Origin of the sequence: Proteus sp. G2626 (genome assembly GCF_009915985.1) — a bacterium.
Lineage (GTDB): Bacteria > Pseudomonadota > Gammaproteobacteria > Enterobacterales > Enterobacteriaceae > Proteus > Proteus vulgaris.
In genome coordinates, this window is record NZ_JAABNH010000002.1 from 72,318 (window position 1) to 90,039 (window position 17,722).

The following is a 17,722-nucleotide window of genomic DNA, read 5'->3' on the forward strand; positions in this document are numbered from 1 at the left end:
AAAGGAGTGTGGGGGATTTTTGCTCAAAAAAGAAAATACTGTTACTGCATGTAAGATCAAGCTATTTTTTTGTGATCTATCTTTGATCTTTGCTTGCTTTTCTATTTTGACAGCACTAGAATGTGCGCCTTTCCTCATTTAGAGGGGAGACTAGAGGCAAGTTCATTTTTTAGGTTTTAGACCTTTATACTGTTAAACATGTATTGAATAGTATTTTAGAAAAAGAAAAGTGTTTTTCAGGCTTTTCTCTAAAAAAAACTGATATATATTCTACTATTCTTAAAATCTTCCTGAATCACTTTATCCACAGTGAGATACTAATAACCACCGCATCCGAGCGCTATTTATTTTTTTACTGCACAGAGTTATCCACAAGTACCTATCATTAAGTGATAAGGATATTGTTCTCTTTAATAAATCAATAGGATTTTATATCTATTTGATAAATAAGTTTATTTTAATTTTTTTAAATTTGGGTCTTAGTTCGCTTGAATTTTTTTTTCATGTTGATAGGCAAGGGATTTTTATTTTATTCACAGATGAAATTAAAGATTACTCGTTATATGTTTATTCTGTTAAAACTTAAGCATCTCTAGGTAAACCTTTAGTTATTGCTCTTACTAGACGTTTTTGTTGTGAAGTTTGTATTTTTACCTCTTTTTCATTTCGCTTCGCTGTCTGTTGTGCAATCGCCCAATTTAAATGTTCATCTAAAACATCACTCAATCCAAAGCGTTCTTGCAAAGCAAGTATAATTTTATCTTGGTAAGGTGCATTTCCTAACGCCACACTAATATTTCTAAGCCAACGTAAATAGCCAATACGACGGATCGGTGAACCCTCTGTGATACGCAGAAATTTATCTTCACTCCATTGAAAAAGATCGAGTAATTCAGGAGTGTGAAGTGCTCGACGGGGGGAAAAATCAGCTTCATCTGTCAATGATGAGAAACGATTCCAAGGGCAGATAAGCTGGCAATCATCACAACCATAGATACGATTACCCATTAATGGACGAAATTCTTCAGGAATAGCGCCATCAAGCTCAATAGTGAGATAAGAAATACATCGCCGTGCATCGATAGTATAAGGAGCAACAATCGCGCCAGTCGGGCACGTTGTCATGCAGGCGACACATTTACCGCATTGCTCTTCGACAGGGCTATCTGTGGGTAAAGGTAAATCAATCAGTAATTCGCCCAGAAAGAACCAAGAGCCAGCTTGATTATTGATAACAAGTGAGTGTTTACCAACCCAACCAAGCCCAGCTTTAACTGCTAAAGGGCGTTCCATTATAGGCGCTGAATCAACGAAAGGGCGGAAATTGACGACCCCTTGATATTCATATTGTTGGCAATATTGTGTAATTTTCTCACCGAGTTTTTTAAGACGTTGCCTTAATACTTTGTGATAATCTCGACCAAGTGCATAACGGCTGATATAGCCTTGTTCTGGGTTATTTAATGTCCGCGCAAAAGCGGCGTCTGTAGGGAGGTAATTCATCCTCACGCTAATAACACGTAATGTACCAGGAACCAGTTCATGGGGTCTTGCGCGTGTCATGCCATATTTAGCCATCCATGCCATTTCGCCATGATATTGCTTATCTAACCAAGCTTGTAAGCGAGGCTCTTCAAGTGATAAGTCAGTATCACATATCCCAGTTTGTTGAAAACCTAGCTCAGAACCCCATAATTTAATGTTTTGAGCAAGAAGATTAAGATCGAGTGATGACATGAATAAACCGAATCAATAGGTAAGAGGTGAGTCCTAAGAGCGCGCAGTGTATCATAGTGAGGCTATAGGAAAAATCCTCGCAATAAATAGATTTATGGTATGGTTATTTGATAGTGATTTCGATAACTATTTGCCTTAGGAAAATATAAAAAGCTTAGTATTTGATGTTTTCCAACGATCTTACTTTACTAAGCTGTTATAAATTAACAATAGATTATATAAATATGAAAGAATGGGTTGTTACATTAGAAGATGAAGCGGCAACAGTTGAACTTGGGCGCACTGTTGCCACGGCGACTAACCAGAGTGGATTGATCATTTATTTATATGGCGATCTGGGCGCTGGAAAAACAACCTTTAGTCGAGGGTTCTTGCAAGCTCTTGGACATAAAGGCCATGTTAAAAGTCCAACATATACATTAGTTGAGCCTTATATGCTCTCGCCAAACCCTGTTTATCATTTTGATCTCTATCGTTTAGCATCCGCTGAAGAGTTAGAATTTATGGGAATACGGGATTATTTTGAGCAAGATGCATTATGCCTTATTGAATGGCCATCTCAAGGTGAAGGTTTTTTGCCTAACGCAGATTTAGAACTTCATTTAAGCTACGAAGATGAAGGTCGAAAAGCGCGTTTTGTTGCCCTTTCACAGAGAGGGAATACTGTTTTATCCCGTATTCAGTCCGCATAAAGGAATATTGATTATGTCGAGCCTCATCACCATTGTGAGTCAAAGTCAGCGCTATTTGGTTGCCTTTCTGTTGGTTGTTTTTTCTTTGTTTTTTGTGCAAGTGGCACAAGCTTCCACTGTGACAGAAGTAAAAGCAGAAAATGGTCGTTCAGTAACAACCCTTACATTCTCTTTTAGTGATGGGAAGCCTCGTTATCGATATTATTCATTAAAAAGCCCTGATCGTTTAGTGATGGATTTTAAGCAGAGTACAAAAATCACTGGTTTACCTGCAACATTAGGGAGTGAGCAATTAGTTCATAAGATTCGCTCAACGCAATCTAAAGATAACCAATACCAAAGTATAGTGCTGGAGCTCGCTCAACCTGTTATGGTCACGGAGAGCTTGAAGAATACAAGTGGTAATTATAAGTTAGTACTTACTATCAAGGCGATGAGTGCTCGACAAAATAGTCATGCTCAACCAACTGTAAGTGTAATTGCCTTATCACCGCCAACAACAGTGACCGCATCAAATTCCAATAGGGAAATGGCACCATTAGTTACCAAGCCAAAAACAGATGAGACGCCAATTGTCCCTATTGCAAAACCACGCTCTACACCATCAAAACCACAAACGGGCTCTCGCCAAATTATTATTGCGATAGATGCTGGCCATGGTGGACAAGATCCTGGCGCGATTGGTCAAAAAGGTAATCGTGAGAAAGACGTAACGCTGAGTGTGGCAAGAAAATTAGAAGCTCGTTTACATAATGATCCTATGTTTAAACCTGTTTTAACGCGTAACGGTGATTATTTTATTTCGGTTGCGGGGCGTTCTGAAGTTGCACGCAAGCAAAGTGCAAATATGCTCGTGTCTATTCATGCAGATTCGGCGCCAAATCGTAGTGCAAGAGGGGCTTCCGTGTGGGTACTTTCTAATCGCCGTGCAAATAGTGAATTAGGTAAGTGGCTTGAACAAAGTGAAAAACAATCAGAATTACTCGGTGGTGCAGGTGATGCGTTATCCGAGGGGGCTGATCCTTATTTAAGTCAAACAGTACTTGATTTGCAGTTTGGTAATTCACAGCGAGTAGGTTATGACGTCGCGGTTGCAGTATTATCTGAACTTAGGAAAGTCGGTTCACTACATAAAAAGACACCAGAACATGCGAGTTTAGGCGTGTTACGTTCACCGGATATCCCTTCGATTTTAGTTGAAACGGGGTTTATTAGTCATGCTTCTGAAGAGCAGTTACTAATTTCTGATGCTTATCAAGAGAAACTGGCCACTTCTATTCATGCAGGGTTAAGAAATTATTTTCTGGCCCACCCTTTACAAAATGCTCCTAAGTGATTGAGTAAAATGGAATAAAGGTAATGGCGATAAATTTATTACCTCCTCAGCTTGCAAACCAAATTGCCGCAGGGGAAGTTGTTGAAAGACCAGCCTCTGTCGTCAAAGAGTTGCTGGAAAACAGTTTAGATGCAGGTGCGACCACAATTGATATTGATATTGATAAAGGTGGTGCCAAGCTTATCCGTATACGTGATAATGGGTGCGGTATCAATCGCGATGATTTGAAGTTAGCACTTGCTCGCCATGCAACAAGCAAGATATCGAGTCTTGATGATCTCGAAGCCATAATGAGTATGGGGTTCCGCGGAGAAGCATTAGCCAGTATCAGCTCTGTTTCTCGTTTAACACTGACATCACGTACCCAATCTCAAGATGAAGCGTGGCAAGCTTATGCTGAAGGCCGAGAGATGGCGGTTACCATTAAACCTGCCGCTCATCCTGTAGGAAGCACGGTTGAAGTGCTTGATCTATTTTATAACACGCCAGCAAGACGTAAATTTTTACGCACTGAAAAAACAGAATTTGCACATATTGATGAAGTGGTTCGCCGAATTGCGTTATCACGTTTTGATGTCTCTATTAATCTTACTCATAATGGCAAACGTGTTCGTCAATACCGAGCAGTAAAAGATGAAAGTCAGCAAAATCGGCGTTTGAGTGCAATTTGTGGTAATAACTTTGTTAACCAATCAATGCATTTAACGTGGGAACATGGTGATTTGGCAATAAAAGGTTGGGTGGAACACCCTTTATCTCCAGTGCAAAGTAGTGAAATTCAATATTGCTATGTTAATGGGCGAATGATGCGTGATAGGTTGATTAACCATGCTATTCGCCAAGCTTACGAAGGGTATTTACAAGGAGAGCAACAACCTTCATATGTTCTCTATCTCAGCGTTAACCCTCACCAAGTTGATGTTAACGTCCATCCCGCTAAACATGAAGTTCGTTTTCATGAGTCCCGCCTAGTGCACGATTTTATCTATCAAGGTGTATTGAGTGTTTTAAGACAAGTGACACAAGAACCTTTATCACTGATATCAGATAACGAAGAAGAAAACGAAATTGCGTTAAACTTTCCTGAAAACCGTCAAGTTGCAGGCGAAAACGTATTTTCTCAGCCATATCAAACGCCCGACGTTCAACCTAGCTCAAATAAGTCATCTTCATACCAACACCGTGCACGAGAGTGTAATAGCAATCATCATCAAAAACAGACCTCTCAAGTTGGAGAGCGTCGTCAGTTTGGTGAAAGTTATCAACGCACACAAGGCGCTCTTTATCAAAAAATGATGCAAGAAAGTGCATCCTTATCAAAGAATAAAGAGAAAATACCGTTATTTCCTGAACGCGCCCCATTGAATTTAGGTGAAATCGTTCATACAACTAATCTTATTGAAAAAGATGTGATGTCGGTGATGCCTTATTCTGTCAATACGAAAGAGGGGCAAACTGATTATACTTTTGGGCGAGTATTGGCAATTTATCAGCAGAAATATGCGTTAATAGAGTCTTCACAAGGTCTTGGGCTATTATCATTGGAAGAAGCTGATTTTCTGCTAAAATGTGCGCAATTACTGCCTAAAGATGAAACATTGAAACCTCAACCTTTGTTAGTGCCGTTAAAATTAGCATTGAGCAAAGAAGAAATAAGAATATTCAATCAGTTTCAATCGCTAATCAGTCATTTCGGGATCGTTATCGAAATTTCTCACGGTAAAGCAACAATACATGCAGTGTCGTTGCCTTTGCGCCAGCAAAATTTACCTGTGTTACTGACAGCATTATTAGGCTATTTGTCAGTTGAACAATCTTGTACCGAGCAACAACTCGGACAATGGTTTGCAAAACAAATAGGTGCAGAGCAGACGCAATGGTCGCAAGCTCAAGCAGTAGGATTATTGGCTGATATTGAAAGGCTTTGTCCTCAATATGTCAGACAGCCAGCAAAAAACTTATTACAATTAATCGAATTACAACCGGTGGTAGCGGCACTAAATAATGAGCGAAGTAAACACGCAAATAAAACCTAAAGCAATTTTTCTAATGGGACCTACAGCATCAGGTAAAACAGCATTAGCAATTGCACTAAGACAAAAACTGCCTGTAGATATTATTAGCGTGGATTCAGCTCTTATCTATCGTGGTATGGATATTGGCACAGCAAAGCCAGATGTGGCAGAGCAATCGCTGGCGCCACATCGATTAATTGATATTCTAGACCCGGCATTACCCTACTCAGTAGCAGATTTTCGCCGAGATGCATTAAATGCAATGGAAGAAATTACGGCCGCTGGGCGAATTCCACTATTAGTGGGTGGGACTATGCTATATTTTAAAGCGTTACTTGAAGGCCTATCGCCTTTACCCAGCGCTAATCCAGATGTTCGTGCTGAAATAGAGAAAAAAGCAACGGAGCAAGGATGGGAAGCAATACATAAAGAGTTATCATTAGTGGATCCCGTAGCAGCACAACGGATACATCCTAATGACCCTCAACGGCTTTCGCGTGCATTAGAAGTTTACCTGATTTCAGGTAAGACAATGACAGAGTTGACTAAAATATCAGGTGAATCTTTACCTTATGATGTTTATCAATTTGCGATTGCTCCGAAAGATAGAAATGTTCTTCACCAACGCATTGAAGCACGTTTTAAACAGATGTTAACGTGTGGATTTGAAGATGAAGTAAGATCATTATATGAACGGGGCGATCTGCATGAAGATCTACCTTCTGTACGTTGTGTCGGCTATCGCCAGATGTGGTCATATTTATCTGGTGAAATAGATTATGATGAGATGGTTTATCGAGGGATCTGTGCTACCCGGCAATTAGCAAAGCGACAAATCACCTGGTTAAGAGGCTGGAATAATATTCACTGGCTTGATAGTGAAGATCAGAAACAATCTCTTGACATTGTTTTGCAGGTAGTTAGTGCATAGATGGTAGGTTTGTGTAAAATTGATAGTTGCCAAAGCGCAATTTTTGAGTAGTTCATTTTTCGAACCAATTGGGTTCTAATATAAAACAACAAAATAAGGAAAACATAGAATGGCTAAGGGGCAATCTTTGCAAGATCCTTTCCTGAACGCATTACGTCGTGAAAGGGTTCCCGTTTCTATCTATTTGGTAAACGGTATTAAATTGCAGGGTCAGATCGAATCTTTTGACCAATTTGTTATTTTGCTGAAAAACACAGTAAGTCAGATGGTATACAAACATGCTATCTCTACCGTGGTGCCTTCGCGTCCTGTTTCTCATCATAGTAATACAGGTACTAACCAAGCAGGCACAAATTACACTGGTAGTGCTACTCAGCAGGATGATGTTGCGGAATAATTATCTAATATTATTCTTGATATAAGAAAAACATAGGTAGGGAGACTTTACCTATGTTTTTTCCTGTTTTTATAAAGTCCAAGAGGTTTCGCCTTTGTTTGATCGTTATGAAGGTGGCGAATTAGCCGTTTTAGTGCACGTATTCTTTTCTCAAGAAAAGGACATTGATGATTTGCAAGAATTTGAATCTTTGGTGACATCTGCGGGTGTTAAGCCAGTTCAAATTATTACAGGAAATCGTAAAGCGCCTCATCCTAAATATTATGTGGGTGAAGGTAAGGCAGAAGAAATTGCCGAAGCTGTAAAAGCAAGTGGTGCAGATGTTGTTTTATTTAATCATGCACTGACACCTGCACAAGAACGAAATCTGGAAAGACTTTGTGAATGCCGTGTGGTTGATCGTACGGGAGTTATCCTGGATATTTTTGCACAAAGAGCAAGAACCCATGAAGGAAAACTACAGGTAGAACTCGCCCAGTTACGTCACTTATCAACTCGTTTAGTCAGAGGGTGGACTCACCTTGAAAGACAAAAAGGGGGGATTGGGTTACGAGGACCAGGTGAAACTCAGCTAGAAACAGACCGTCGCTTACTCCGAGGTAAAATTAGTCAAATTCTAATGCGATTGGGTAGGGTTGAGCGTCAGCGTGAACAAGGACGACAAGCGCGAAGTAAAGCTGATATTCCAACATTATCCCTTGTTGGCTACACGAATGCAGGGAAATCGAGTTTATTTAATCATATTACCTGTTCAGATGTGTATGCGGCAGATCAGCTCTTTGCAACATTGGATCCGACACTAAGACGTATTCAAGTCGATGATGTGGGTACGGTTGTATTAGCGGATACTGTTGGTTTTATTCGACATTTACCTCATGATCTTGTTGCTGCTTTTAAAGCTACTTTACAAGAAACACGAGAAGCTACTTTACTTCTTCATGTTATTGATGCAGCTGATAGTCGTTTTGAGGATAATATTCATGCAGTTGAGCGTGTATTAGAAGAGATAGATGCTCAAGAAATACCGACACTGCATGTCATGAACAAAATTGATCTTCTTGAAAACTTCACCCCAAGAATTGATCGAAATGAAGAAAACTTACCCGTTAGGGTTTGGGTTTCAGCACAAACAGGCGAAGGTATTCCTCTGTTATATCAGGCGTTGACAGAACGTCTTTCAGGTGAGATCGCACACTTTGAATTACGTTTACCGCCAGAAGAGACAGGGCGCTTGCGTAGTCGTTTTTATCAATTACAGTCCATAGAACGCGAATGGATTGAAAAAGACGGTAAAGTTGGGCTAATCATACGTATGCCTATGGTAGACTGGCATCGCCTTTGCAAGCAGGAACCCAATTTATTGGATTACGTGGTCTGATATTCGGCCATAAAAAAGAACATTAACTGAGAGCTGGCGACGAAATCGGCTCTTAAGCCTGATAAATCTAATCATAATAATGGAGCTAGAACATGGCGTGGAATCAGCCCGGTAACAACGGACAAGACCGCGACCCGTGGGGTAACCGAAACAGCGGCAATAATAATGGCGATGGTAACGGTAACTCCAACGGCAATCAAGGAGGTCGGAATCGTGGAGCATCAGATCTCGATGATATGTTCCGTAAACTGAGTGAAAAACTCGGTGGTTTCGGCGGTAAAAAAGGTGGGAACTCCTCTTCTGGGCAAAATGGCGGACCTCGTGGTAATGCTGGAAATCTTCTGATTTCTCTTGCATTAGGTGCGGTTGTCGTAGTTTGGGCTGCAAGTGGTTTTTATACCATTAAAGAAGCAGAACAGGGTGTAGTAACTCGTTTTGGTAAATTTTACCAAATCGTTGAACCTGGCCTGAACTGGAAGCCGACTTTTGTTGATGAAGTTCAGCCTGTTAACGTGAAAACTATCCGTGATTTAACGACGGGTGGCATGATGTTAACGTCAGATGAAAATATGGTTCAAGTTGAGATAAACGTGCAGTACGTTGTCTCTGATCCAGAAACATTTCTGTTTAACCTCACTACACCTATTAACAGCTTAGGTCAAGCAACTGACAGTGCTGTACGTGGAGTGATTGGTCGTTCAGAAATGGAAAAAATTCTGACTTCAAACCGTTCAGAAATTCGTGACCAGACGCGTCAAGAATTAGAAGAGACTATCCGCCCTTATAACATGGGTATCTCGATTGTGGACGTCAACTTCCAAGTTGCTCGCCCACCAGAAGCTGTAAAAGCGGCATTTGATGACGTAATTGCCGCTCGTGAAGAAGAACAAAAAACAATTCGTCAAGCTGAAGCTTATAAAAACGAAGTGTTACCGCTCGCTAAAGGTAACGCTCAACGTATGATTGAAGAAGCAACAGCATATAAAACCAGTGTGGTGATGAGAGCTGAAGGTGAGGTGGCGAGTTTCGCTAAAATCTTACCTGAATATCGTGCAGCTCCCGATATTACTCGCGAGCGTCTGTACATTGAAACAATGGAAAAAGTGCTATCGAAAACACGTAAGGTCATTGCTAATGATAAAGGTAACAGCATGTTAGTGTTGCCCTTAGAGCAAATGTTACGTCAGCCATCTCAATCGGGAGTATCAAATACCCATGAGGCGCCAACTCGTATGCCTGCACCTGCTCCAACTGTAAATCCAGCACCAACACAAAAACCTGCAACAACGACTTATGGTAATGGTGGATATGGTAGTAATAATGGCGGTTATGGTCAGCCTTATGGCAATAATCAAGGGGGACAATAATCATGCGTAAAGTTATCGCTGTTGTTGCAGTTATTATTTTAGCGTTGTTGTACTCCTCTGTGTTTGTCGTCCAACAATATGAGCGTGGTATCATCTTACGCTTTGCCAAAGTTGTACGTGATGCTGAAAATAAACCTGTTGTTTATGAGCCAGGTCTTCATTTTAAAATCCCATTCATTGAGAATGTGAAAAAACTGGATGCGCGTATTCAAACTATGAATATCCAGCAAGACCGCTTCTTATCAGGTGAGAATAAAGACTTATTAGTCGATTCTTATCTAAAATGGCGTATCAGTGATTTCAGTACTTACTATCTGGCAACGGGGGGTGGTAATACAACACAAGCTGAAACTTTACTGCGTCGTAAATTCAGTGACCGTTTACGTTCTGAGATTGGTCGTATGAGCGTAAACCAAATTATTACGGATTCTCGAGGTCGTTTAACTATTGATGTTCGTAATGCACTGAATGAAGGTACACCTTCTCGCGACACAAGTGCTGCTGATGATGCGATTGCCATTGCTGCGAAGAAAGTGGCTGAAGAAACTAAAGGTCAAGCTCCTGCTATCAATATGAACAGTATGGCGGCATTAGGTATTGAAGTCATTGATGTTCGAATTAAGCAAATCAACCTGCCTATGGAAGTTTCTGAGGCGATTTACCAACGTATGCGTGCAGAACGTGAAGCTGTCGCTCGTCGCCACCGCTCACAAGGTCAAGAGCAAGCAGTGAAAATTCGCGCAGCGGCTGATAAGACCGTTACAGAAACGTTAGCTGAGTCTGAGCGTGAATCGTTACGCCTTCGCGGTGAAGGTGATGCTCAAGCAACAAAACTGTTTGCTGATGCGTTCAGTCAAGATCCTGACTTCTATGCCTTTATTCGTAGCTTACGTGCTTATGAGAAGAGCTTTAACCAAGACGGTAATGACGTCTTAGTGCTAAGCCCAGATAGCGATTTCTTACGCTATATGAAAGCTCCAACAAAAGCGAGAGCGCTTGAAGAGTAAGCTAAATACGTTAAACCGTTTAGATAAATAATAAAATCCTCCACCTTAAAAAGTGGGGGATTTTTTTTGAAATCAATAAGATAAAACTAATAAATTGTTTAAGAAATAAAAAACTGTACATAAAAAGATGAAAATTTATGCTTAATGGTTTCCAAAATGGTTTTAGCTGGGATAGTATAAAGTGAAAATTGCATTTCAAGATAAACCTTCGGCAATTCCGAAGCGTCTTCTTCGCCATTTTCACTTTTATGTCACTCTGCTTCCTATTTTTGCGATCAAAATCGTTGATAAAAGTCACAATACGTTTGTGGTGCAGATTTTTCGGGCAAAAATATTGACAATGGCAAGATAACCTATTGCTTAAAAGCGGGGATGACATAATTAGATAAAATCTACTGTAACTCTTGATTTGAGATGGTAGAATCCTTTTTTAAGCAACCGAGTGTATTTTGAAATGAGTAATAACGTTGTCGTATTGGGCACCCAGTGGGGTGACGAAGGCAAAGGCAAGATAGTCGATTTGCTGACAGAACGCGCTAAATATGTTGTTCGCTACCAAGGTGGCCATAACGCAGGTCACACTCTAGTCATCGACGGTGAAAAAACCGTTCTTCATTTAATCCCATCAGGCATTCTCCGTGAAAATGTTGTTAGCATCATAGCAAACGGTGTCGTTTTATCACCAGAAGCGCTGATGAAGGAAATGACTCAACTTGAAGAACGTGGCATTCCTGTTCGTTCACGTTTACTTCTGTCTGAAGCTTGCCCATTAATCCTTCCTTATCATATCGCATTAGATAATGCGCGTGAGAAAGCGCGTGGCGAGAAAGCTATTGGTACAACAGGTCGTGGTATTGGTCCTGCTTACGAAGATAAAGTGGCTCGTCGTGGTTTACGTGTAGGCGATCTGTTTGATAAAAAAGCGTTTGCACAAAAACTCAAAGAAATCATCGAATATCATAACTTCCAACTGGTGAACTACTATAAAGTTGAACCTGTTGATTACCAAAAAACCTTAGATGATATCATGGCAATTGCTGATATTCTGACAGGTATGGTTGTTGATGTTTCTGACTTACTGTACAAAGCAACGCAAAACGGTGAGTTAGTGATGTTTGAAGGGGCACAAGGTACTTTATTAGACATCGACCACGGTACTTATCCGTATGTAACCTCTTCAAACACAACAGCAGGTGGTGTGGCTACGGGATCCGGTTTAGGCCCTCGCTATGTGGGTTATGTATTAGGGATCATCAAGGCTTACTCTACTCGTGTTGGTGCAGGTCCATTCCCAACTGAATTATTTGATGAAGTGGGTGACTTCCTACGTGAGAAAGGCCAAGAATTTGGTGCTACAACAGGTCGTAGCCGTCGTACTGGTTGGTTAGATATCATCGCCATCCGTCGCGCTGTTCAAATCAACTCACTGTCTGGTTTCTGCATGACTAAACTGGATGTGTTAGATGGTTTAAAAGAAGTGAAACTGTGCGTAGGTTACCGCTTACCCAATGGTGAAGTGATCGATACAACACCTTTAGCAGCTGATGATTGGGAAGGGATCGAGCCTATCTATGAATCCATGCCGGGTTGGAACGAAAGCACTTTTGGTGTGAAAGATCACGCTCAACTGCCACAAGCTGCGCTGAACTACATCAAACGTGTAGAAGAGTTAACAGGTGTTCCTGTTGATATCGTTTCTACGGGCCCAGATCGCTCAGAAACTATCATTCTCCGTCATCCATTTGATGCATAATCTGTATTAAATTGGTTTGATGTGAAAATCGTCCCTGAAAATGACAGGGGCGATTTTTTCGTATCTATTCGTTAGTGAATTGAAGATAAAAATACGCGTTACATACATTAAGATAAGACAGCTTTACACTCGGTTTTGCTTCTGTTTTATTGGTAACGAGTAAAAACAATAAGACAATATTATTGTTGAAATGCTAAAAATAAAAAAGCGATCTGTTGAAAACCGACAGTATCGCTTTTTCTTTGTTTGTGATGTCGCTATTATTTTGTGAATAGTCAAGTGAGAGACGGAAATAACTCGCTTTTGAGTATATCTTTGCTAAATGTCCAAAAATTAAACATAATATTGCTTAATAAAATGATATTCTCATTAATAATTACTTATCCCTTAATGAACTTAATAGGGAAAACCACTTTTCAGAGGTCATTGTGCAATTAACCAGTTTTACAGATTATGGATTGCGAGCATTGATATATATGGCTTCACTGCCAGAAGGCAAAATGACAAGTATCACAGAAGTGACGCAAGTCTATGGTGTCTCACGTAACCATATGGTGAAAATTATCAATCAACTTAGCCATTTAGGTTTTGTTGAGGCTATTCGTGGTAAAAATGGAGGGATCCGTTTAGGAAAGCCTGCAACAGACATCATTGTTGGTGATGTTGTCCGTGCTTTAGAGCCACTTTCATTAGTAAACTGTAGCGCTGAGTTTTGTCACATTACCCCAGCTTGTCGATTAAAACTGGTGTTAAATCAGGCGATTGAGCAGTTTTTGAAAGAGTTAGACCGTCACACACTCGCAGAGCTAGTTGAAAACAATAGCTCCTTATATAAATTGTTATTAGAAGATGTTTGAGTCTACTATTTCATCAAATCTGATAGCTTGGAGGTCATAATGTCAAAAGATCCTTTTCAGGATAGAGAAGCAGAAAAATACGCCTCTCCAATTGCTAGTCGCGAATATATTTTAGAAGAAATGAAAAAGCGCACGGCACCAATGAGCCGTGAAGATTTAGCACAGGCGTTAAAAATTTCGAGTGAAGAAGATCTAGAAGCGTTACGTCGTCGTTTACGAGCGATGGAGCGTGATGGTCAATTAGTTTTTACTCGTCGCCAGTGCTATGCATTACCTGAACGTCTTGATTTATGGAAAGGCAAAGTAATTGGTCACCGTGACGGTTATGGTTTTTTACGCGCAGAAGGTCAAAAAGATGATCTTTATCTTTCTCAAGATGAAATGAAAAAAACCATGCACGGCGATGTTATTCTGGCCCAACCTTTAGGGATGGATAGAAAAGGTCGTCGTGAAGGTCGCGTAGTACGTGTTATTGAACCAAGAAATAACCAAATTGTTGGTCGCTATTTTATTGAATCTGGTATGGGATTTGTTGTACCGGATGACAGTCGTTTAAGTTTTGATATTCTTATTCCTAAAGAAGATATCATGGGTGCGCGTATGGGGAATGTGGTAGTGGTTGAAGTCACTACAAGACCAACGCGACGGACTCAAGCCGTAGGTCGTATTGTCGAAATTTTAGGTGAGGCGATGGGAACAGGTATTGCAGTAGAAATCGCATTACGTACTCATGAAATTCCGTATACATGGCCAGCAAAAGTCACAAAAGAAGTTGCTGATTTAAAAGAAGAAGTGCCTGAATCAGCCAAAGAAGGCCGTGTTGATTTACGTGGCTTGCCTTTAATTACCATTGACGGTGAAGATGCACGAGATTTCGATGACGCGGTGTACTGCCAACGTAAAAAAGGCGGTGGTTGGCGTTTATGGGTCGCAATTGCTGATGTTAGTTACTATGTACGTCCACAAACGGCATTAGATACAGAAGCGCGTAGTCGAGGAAACTCTGTTTATTTCCCTTCTCAAGTTGTCCCCATGTTGCCAGAAGTCCTGTCCAATGGACTGTGTTCACTAAACCCACAAGTTGACCGTTTATGTATGGTTTGTGAGATGACCGTTTCTGAGCAAGGTCGTCTGTCTTCTTATAGATTCTATGAAGCAGTGATGAGCTCTCATGCACGAATGACATACACCAAAGTATGGAAAATTATTCAAGGTGATGAAGAGCTACGTGAACACTATAAGCCTATTGTTCAAGATATTGAGCATCTTTATGAATTATATCAAGCGCTTGATAAGGCACGTCAACAGCGTGGTGCGATTGGATTTGAATCAGAAGAAGCGAAATTTATCTTTAATGCAGAGCGCCGTATTGAGCGTATTGAGCCTGTTATTCGTAATGATGCACATAAATTAATTGAAGAGTGCATGATCTTAGCGAATATCGCGGCTGCTCGATTTGTTGAGAAAAACGAAGAACCTGCGTTATACCGTATTCATGATAAACCAAAAGAAGAGAGCGTATTGAATCTACGTTCAGTCTTTAATGAATTAGGTTTAACATTGCCGGGTGGATTAACACCAGAGCCTGCAGATTATGCGCGTGTCATGAAAGAGGTTGAAGACAGACCTGACCGTGAAATGCTACAAACGATGATCTTACGCTCTATGAAACAGGCGATTTACGATCCTGAAAATCGCGGGCACTTCGGCTTAGCGCTAAAATCTTATGCACATTTTACCTCACCAATTCGTCGTTATCCTGATTTAGCTTTGCACCGAGCAATTAAATATCAAATTGCAAAACAAGAAGGTCATGGATCACAGCGTTGGACGCCAACAGGGGGTTACCATAGCGATATGGACACCATGTTGCAATTAGGTGAGCACTGTTCTTTAACAGAACGCCGTGCTGATGAGGCCACACGAGATGTGGCTGATTGGCTGAAATGTGATTTTATGCTGGATCAAATAGGTCAACAATTTACGGGTATTATCACCAGCGTAACGGGCTTTGGTTTCTTTGTTCGTTTAAATGACCTGTTTATCGATGGTTTAGTGCATGTTTCTACATTAAATAATGATTATTATCAGTATGATAATGTAGGGCAACGCTTGATTGGTGAGTCTTCAGGACAAGTCTATCGTCTTGGTGATGAAGTTGAAGTTAAAGTTGAAGCTGTGAGCATGGATGAACGTACTATCGACTTCTCCTTAATTTCAACAACACGCACCGCACGTAACCCAGGTAAAACAGCACGAGTTCGTGGGTTAAAAGGCGAAAAAGACAAGAAAAACGCAAGTTCTAGCAAGTCTCGACGTCGTGATGCAAGTAAAGATAAAAACTTTGAGCCTGATAGCGCCTTTAAAAAAGGCAAATCAGCTCGAAGTCATGCGAGCAAAGACAAAGCTGTAAAAGACCAAGTTGCGAAAGATAAAGCGAGTAGCAAACGTAAGAAAGCATCATCACAAACCAAAAAGATAGAGGCAAAACTTAAAGCTAAGCGCGCAGCCAAACGCGATAAAGCATAAGATTTGTTTTTCTGGTTCTTGTTAAAAGGCGGAAACTCCGCCTTTTATCTGTTTTGTGCCTTTTATTTTTTAATGAGTAAGCACCGCTATGAGCGAAGAAATTATTTATGGTATTCACGCAGTAAAAGCATTGCTTGAGCGTGATCCTGCACGATTCAAAGAAGTTTATGTATTAAAAGGGCGTGAAGATCGCCGTTTAACCCCCGTTATTCATGAATTGGAAGCCCAAGGGGTTTTAGTTCAAGTCGCTAATCGTCAGTGGTTAGATAGCCAAACAGAGGGGGCTGTTCACCAAGGAATTATTGCTAAAGTAAAACCAGGTCGTCAGTATCAAGAACAAGATTTACCAGACTTATTAGCTACAGTTGGTACACCTTTCTTATTAGTGCTAGATGGTGTTACTGATCCCCATAATTTAGGTGCTTGTTTACGTAGCGCAGATGCGGCTGGTGTGCATGCTGTTATCGTTCCGAAAGATCGCTCAGCACAGTTAAATGCAACGGCTAAAAAAGTGGCTTGTGGTGCGGCAGAAAGTGTTCCTTTAATTAAAGTGACTAACCTAGCCCGTACATTGCGTTTTCTGCAAGAAGAGAACATTTGGATTGTTGGCACAGCAGGGGAAGCAGATCACACCTTATATCAAAGCAAACTCACAGGCCCTATGGCTCTGGTGATGGGCGCAGAAGGTGAAGGCATGCGCCGTTTAACACGTGAACATTGTGATGAGTTGATTAGTATTCCAATGGCTGGAACGGTGTCCTCGCTCAACGTTTCTGTCGCAACGGGTGTGTGCTTATTTGAAGCAATGCGTCAGCGTATTTCTGTGAAATAACTGCTTAATTTATTTTATTGTCTATACTCCCTTGAGTTTTATTGACCGCGGGGGTATAGTTACGCGTCAATTTTTTCAGTCACAACTTAAACAAGTTCCTTGCCTCCATGGGTGGTGACTGACCCTGACAGGAGGCTGATAAATCCGTAAGGAGCAATATCAAATGCGTCATTACGAAATCGTTTTTATGGTTCATCCTGACCAGAGCGAACAAGTTCCGGGCATGATCGAGCGTTATAAAACCGCTATCACTAATGCAAATGGTCAGATCCACCGTCTAGAAGACTGGGGTCGTCGTCAATTAGCTTATCCAATCAACAAACTGCACAAAGCACACTATGTTCTGATGAACGTTGAAGCTCCGCAGGAAGTGATTGATGAACTGGAAACTACTTTCCGTTTCAACGATGCCGTTCTCCGCAACATGATCATGCGTACTAAACACGCAGTAACTGAAGCTTCTCCAATGGTTAAAGCAAAAGACGAACGCCGTCGTGATATCGCTGATGACCTTGATGATGAAGATGAAGTTGATGATGTAGCAGAGGATTCTGCAGAGTAATTAGTGCTGTGACGGCTAATAATCATTTGGTGCTAACTGGCACAGTGTGCAAAGCATTAATACGAAAAGTTAGCCCCGCAGGGATCCCGCACTGTCAATTTGTTATTGAACATCGTTCAATGCAAGAAGAGGCGGGATTAAAGAGACAATCATGGTGTCGAATGCCCATTATTGCTAGCGGGAAAGCGTTACAAGCAGTTACTCACAGTATAACGGTCGGCAGCCAAATCACCGTTTCAGGATTCATTAGTAGCCATCAGGCGCGAAATGGACTGTTTAAATTGGTGCTTCATGCCGAGCAGATTGAATTGATAGATTCTGGAGACTAG

Annotated in this window: 15 protein-coding genes; 14 read left to right on the forward strand and 1 reads right to left on the reverse strand. The window is 40.9% G+C overall.

The window, feature by feature from the left end; all coding sequences use genetic code 11:
- Window positions 1-582: 582 nt before the first annotated feature.
- On the reverse strand, window positions 583-1,737 hold the full coding sequence (gene queG, locus GWJ05_RS00640) for a tRNA epoxyqueuosine(34) reductase QueG (RefSeq protein ID WP_087803777.1): 1,155 nt from the start codon (window positions 1,735-1,737) through the stop codon (window positions 583-585).
- A 224-nt stretch (window positions 1,738-1,961) separates the two neighbouring features.
- Here queG and tsaE point away from each other — a divergent pair, with 224 nt between their 5' ends.
- The 14 genes from tsaE to priB all read left to right on the forward strand — a co-directional run bounded on the left by tsaE (window position 1,962) and on the right by priB (window position 17,722).
- Window positions 1,962-2,429, forward strand: a complete 468-nt coding sequence (gene tsaE / locus GWJ05_RS00645; protein WP_036939835.1) for a tRNA (adenosine(37)-N6)-threonylcarbamoyltransferase complex ATPase subunit type 1 TsaE — start codon at window positions 1,962-1,964, stop codon at window positions 2,427-2,429.
- 13 nt (window positions 2,430-2,442) lie between these two features.
- Window positions 2,443-3,765 (forward strand): N-acetylmuramoyl-L-alanine amidase, encoded by a 1,323-nt coding sequence (locus tag GWJ05_RS00650; protein ID WP_036939488.1) that lies wholly within the window; start codon window positions 2,443-2,445, stop codon window positions 3,763-3,765.
- A gap of 23 nt (window positions 3,766-3,788) precedes the next feature.
- Window positions 3,789-5,801, forward strand: a complete 2,013-nt coding sequence (gene mutL / locus GWJ05_RS00655) for a DNA mismatch repair endonuclease MutL (protein WP_036939486.1) — start codon at window positions 3,789-3,791, stop codon at window positions 5,799-5,801.
- The gene (gene miaA / locus GWJ05_RS00660) at window positions 5,770-6,711 is read left to right on the forward strand and encodes a tRNA (adenosine(37)-N6)-dimethylallyltransferase MiaA (protein ID WP_161680881.1); all 942 of its coding nucleotides are present in this window, start codon (window positions 5,770-5,772) and stop codon (window positions 6,709-6,711) included. Before mutL ends, miaA begins: the two co-directional genes overlap by 32 nt.
- Before the next feature lie 109 nt (window positions 6,712-6,820).
- The gene (gene hfq, locus GWJ05_RS00665) at window positions 6,821-7,108 is read left to right on the forward strand and encodes an RNA chaperone Hfq (protein ID WP_036939480.1); all 288 of its coding nucleotides are present in this window, start codon (window positions 6,821-6,823) and stop codon (window positions 7,106-7,108) included.
- A gap of 94 nt (window positions 7,109-7,202) precedes the next feature.
- Entirely contained in the window at window positions 7,203-8,486 is a 1,284-nt protein-coding gene (gene hflX, locus GWJ05_RS00670) for a ribosome rescue GTPase HflX (protein WP_036939477.1), read from the forward strand.
- 92 nt (window positions 8,487-8,578) lie between these two features.
- Window positions 8,579-9,853, forward strand: a complete 1,275-nt coding sequence (gene hflK, locus GWJ05_RS00675; protein WP_052038568.1) for an FtsH protease activity modulator HflK — start codon at window positions 8,579-8,581, stop codon at window positions 9,851-9,853.
- A 2-nt stretch (window positions 9,854-9,855) separates the two neighbouring features.
- Entirely contained in the window at window positions 9,856-10,860 is a 1,005-nt protein-coding gene (gene hflC / locus GWJ05_RS00680; protein ID WP_036939475.1) for a protease modulator HflC, read from the forward strand.
- 454 nt (window positions 10,861-11,314) lie between these two features.
- A complete protein-coding gene (locus tag GWJ05_RS00685; RefSeq protein ID WP_036939472.1) occupies window positions 11,315-12,613 on the forward strand; it encodes an adenylosuccinate synthase in 1,299 nt (432 codons plus the stop codon).
- A 428-nt stretch (window positions 12,614-13,041) separates the two neighbouring features.
- Window positions 13,042-13,470 (forward strand): nitric oxide-sensing transcriptional repressor NsrR, encoded by a 429-nt coding sequence (nsrR, locus tag GWJ05_RS00690; RefSeq protein WP_036939470.1) that lies wholly within the window; start codon window positions 13,042-13,044, stop codon window positions 13,468-13,470.
- 39 nt (window positions 13,471-13,509) lie between these two features.
- Window positions 13,510-15,999, forward strand: a complete 2,490-nt coding sequence (rnr, locus tag GWJ05_RS00695; RefSeq protein WP_036939467.1) for a ribonuclease R — start codon at window positions 13,510-13,512, stop codon at window positions 15,997-15,999.
- Between the two features lie 88 nt (window positions 16,000-16,087).
- A complete protein-coding gene (gene rlmB, locus GWJ05_RS00700) occupies window positions 16,088-16,831 on the forward strand; it encodes a 23S rRNA (guanosine(2251)-2'-O)-methyltransferase RlmB (RefSeq protein ID WP_036939464.1) in 744 nt (247 codons plus the stop codon).
- 163 nt (window positions 16,832-16,994) lie between these two features.
- Complete coding sequence (rpsF, locus tag GWJ05_RS00705) at window positions 16,995-17,393, forward strand: 30S ribosomal protein S6 (protein WP_036939461.1); 399 nt, start codon at window positions 16,995-16,997, stop codon at window positions 17,391-17,393.
- An 8-nt stretch (window positions 17,394-17,401) separates the two neighbouring features.
- Entirely contained in the window at window positions 17,402-17,722 is a 321-nt protein-coding gene (gene priB, locus GWJ05_RS00710) for a primosomal replication protein N (protein WP_036939458.1), read from the forward strand.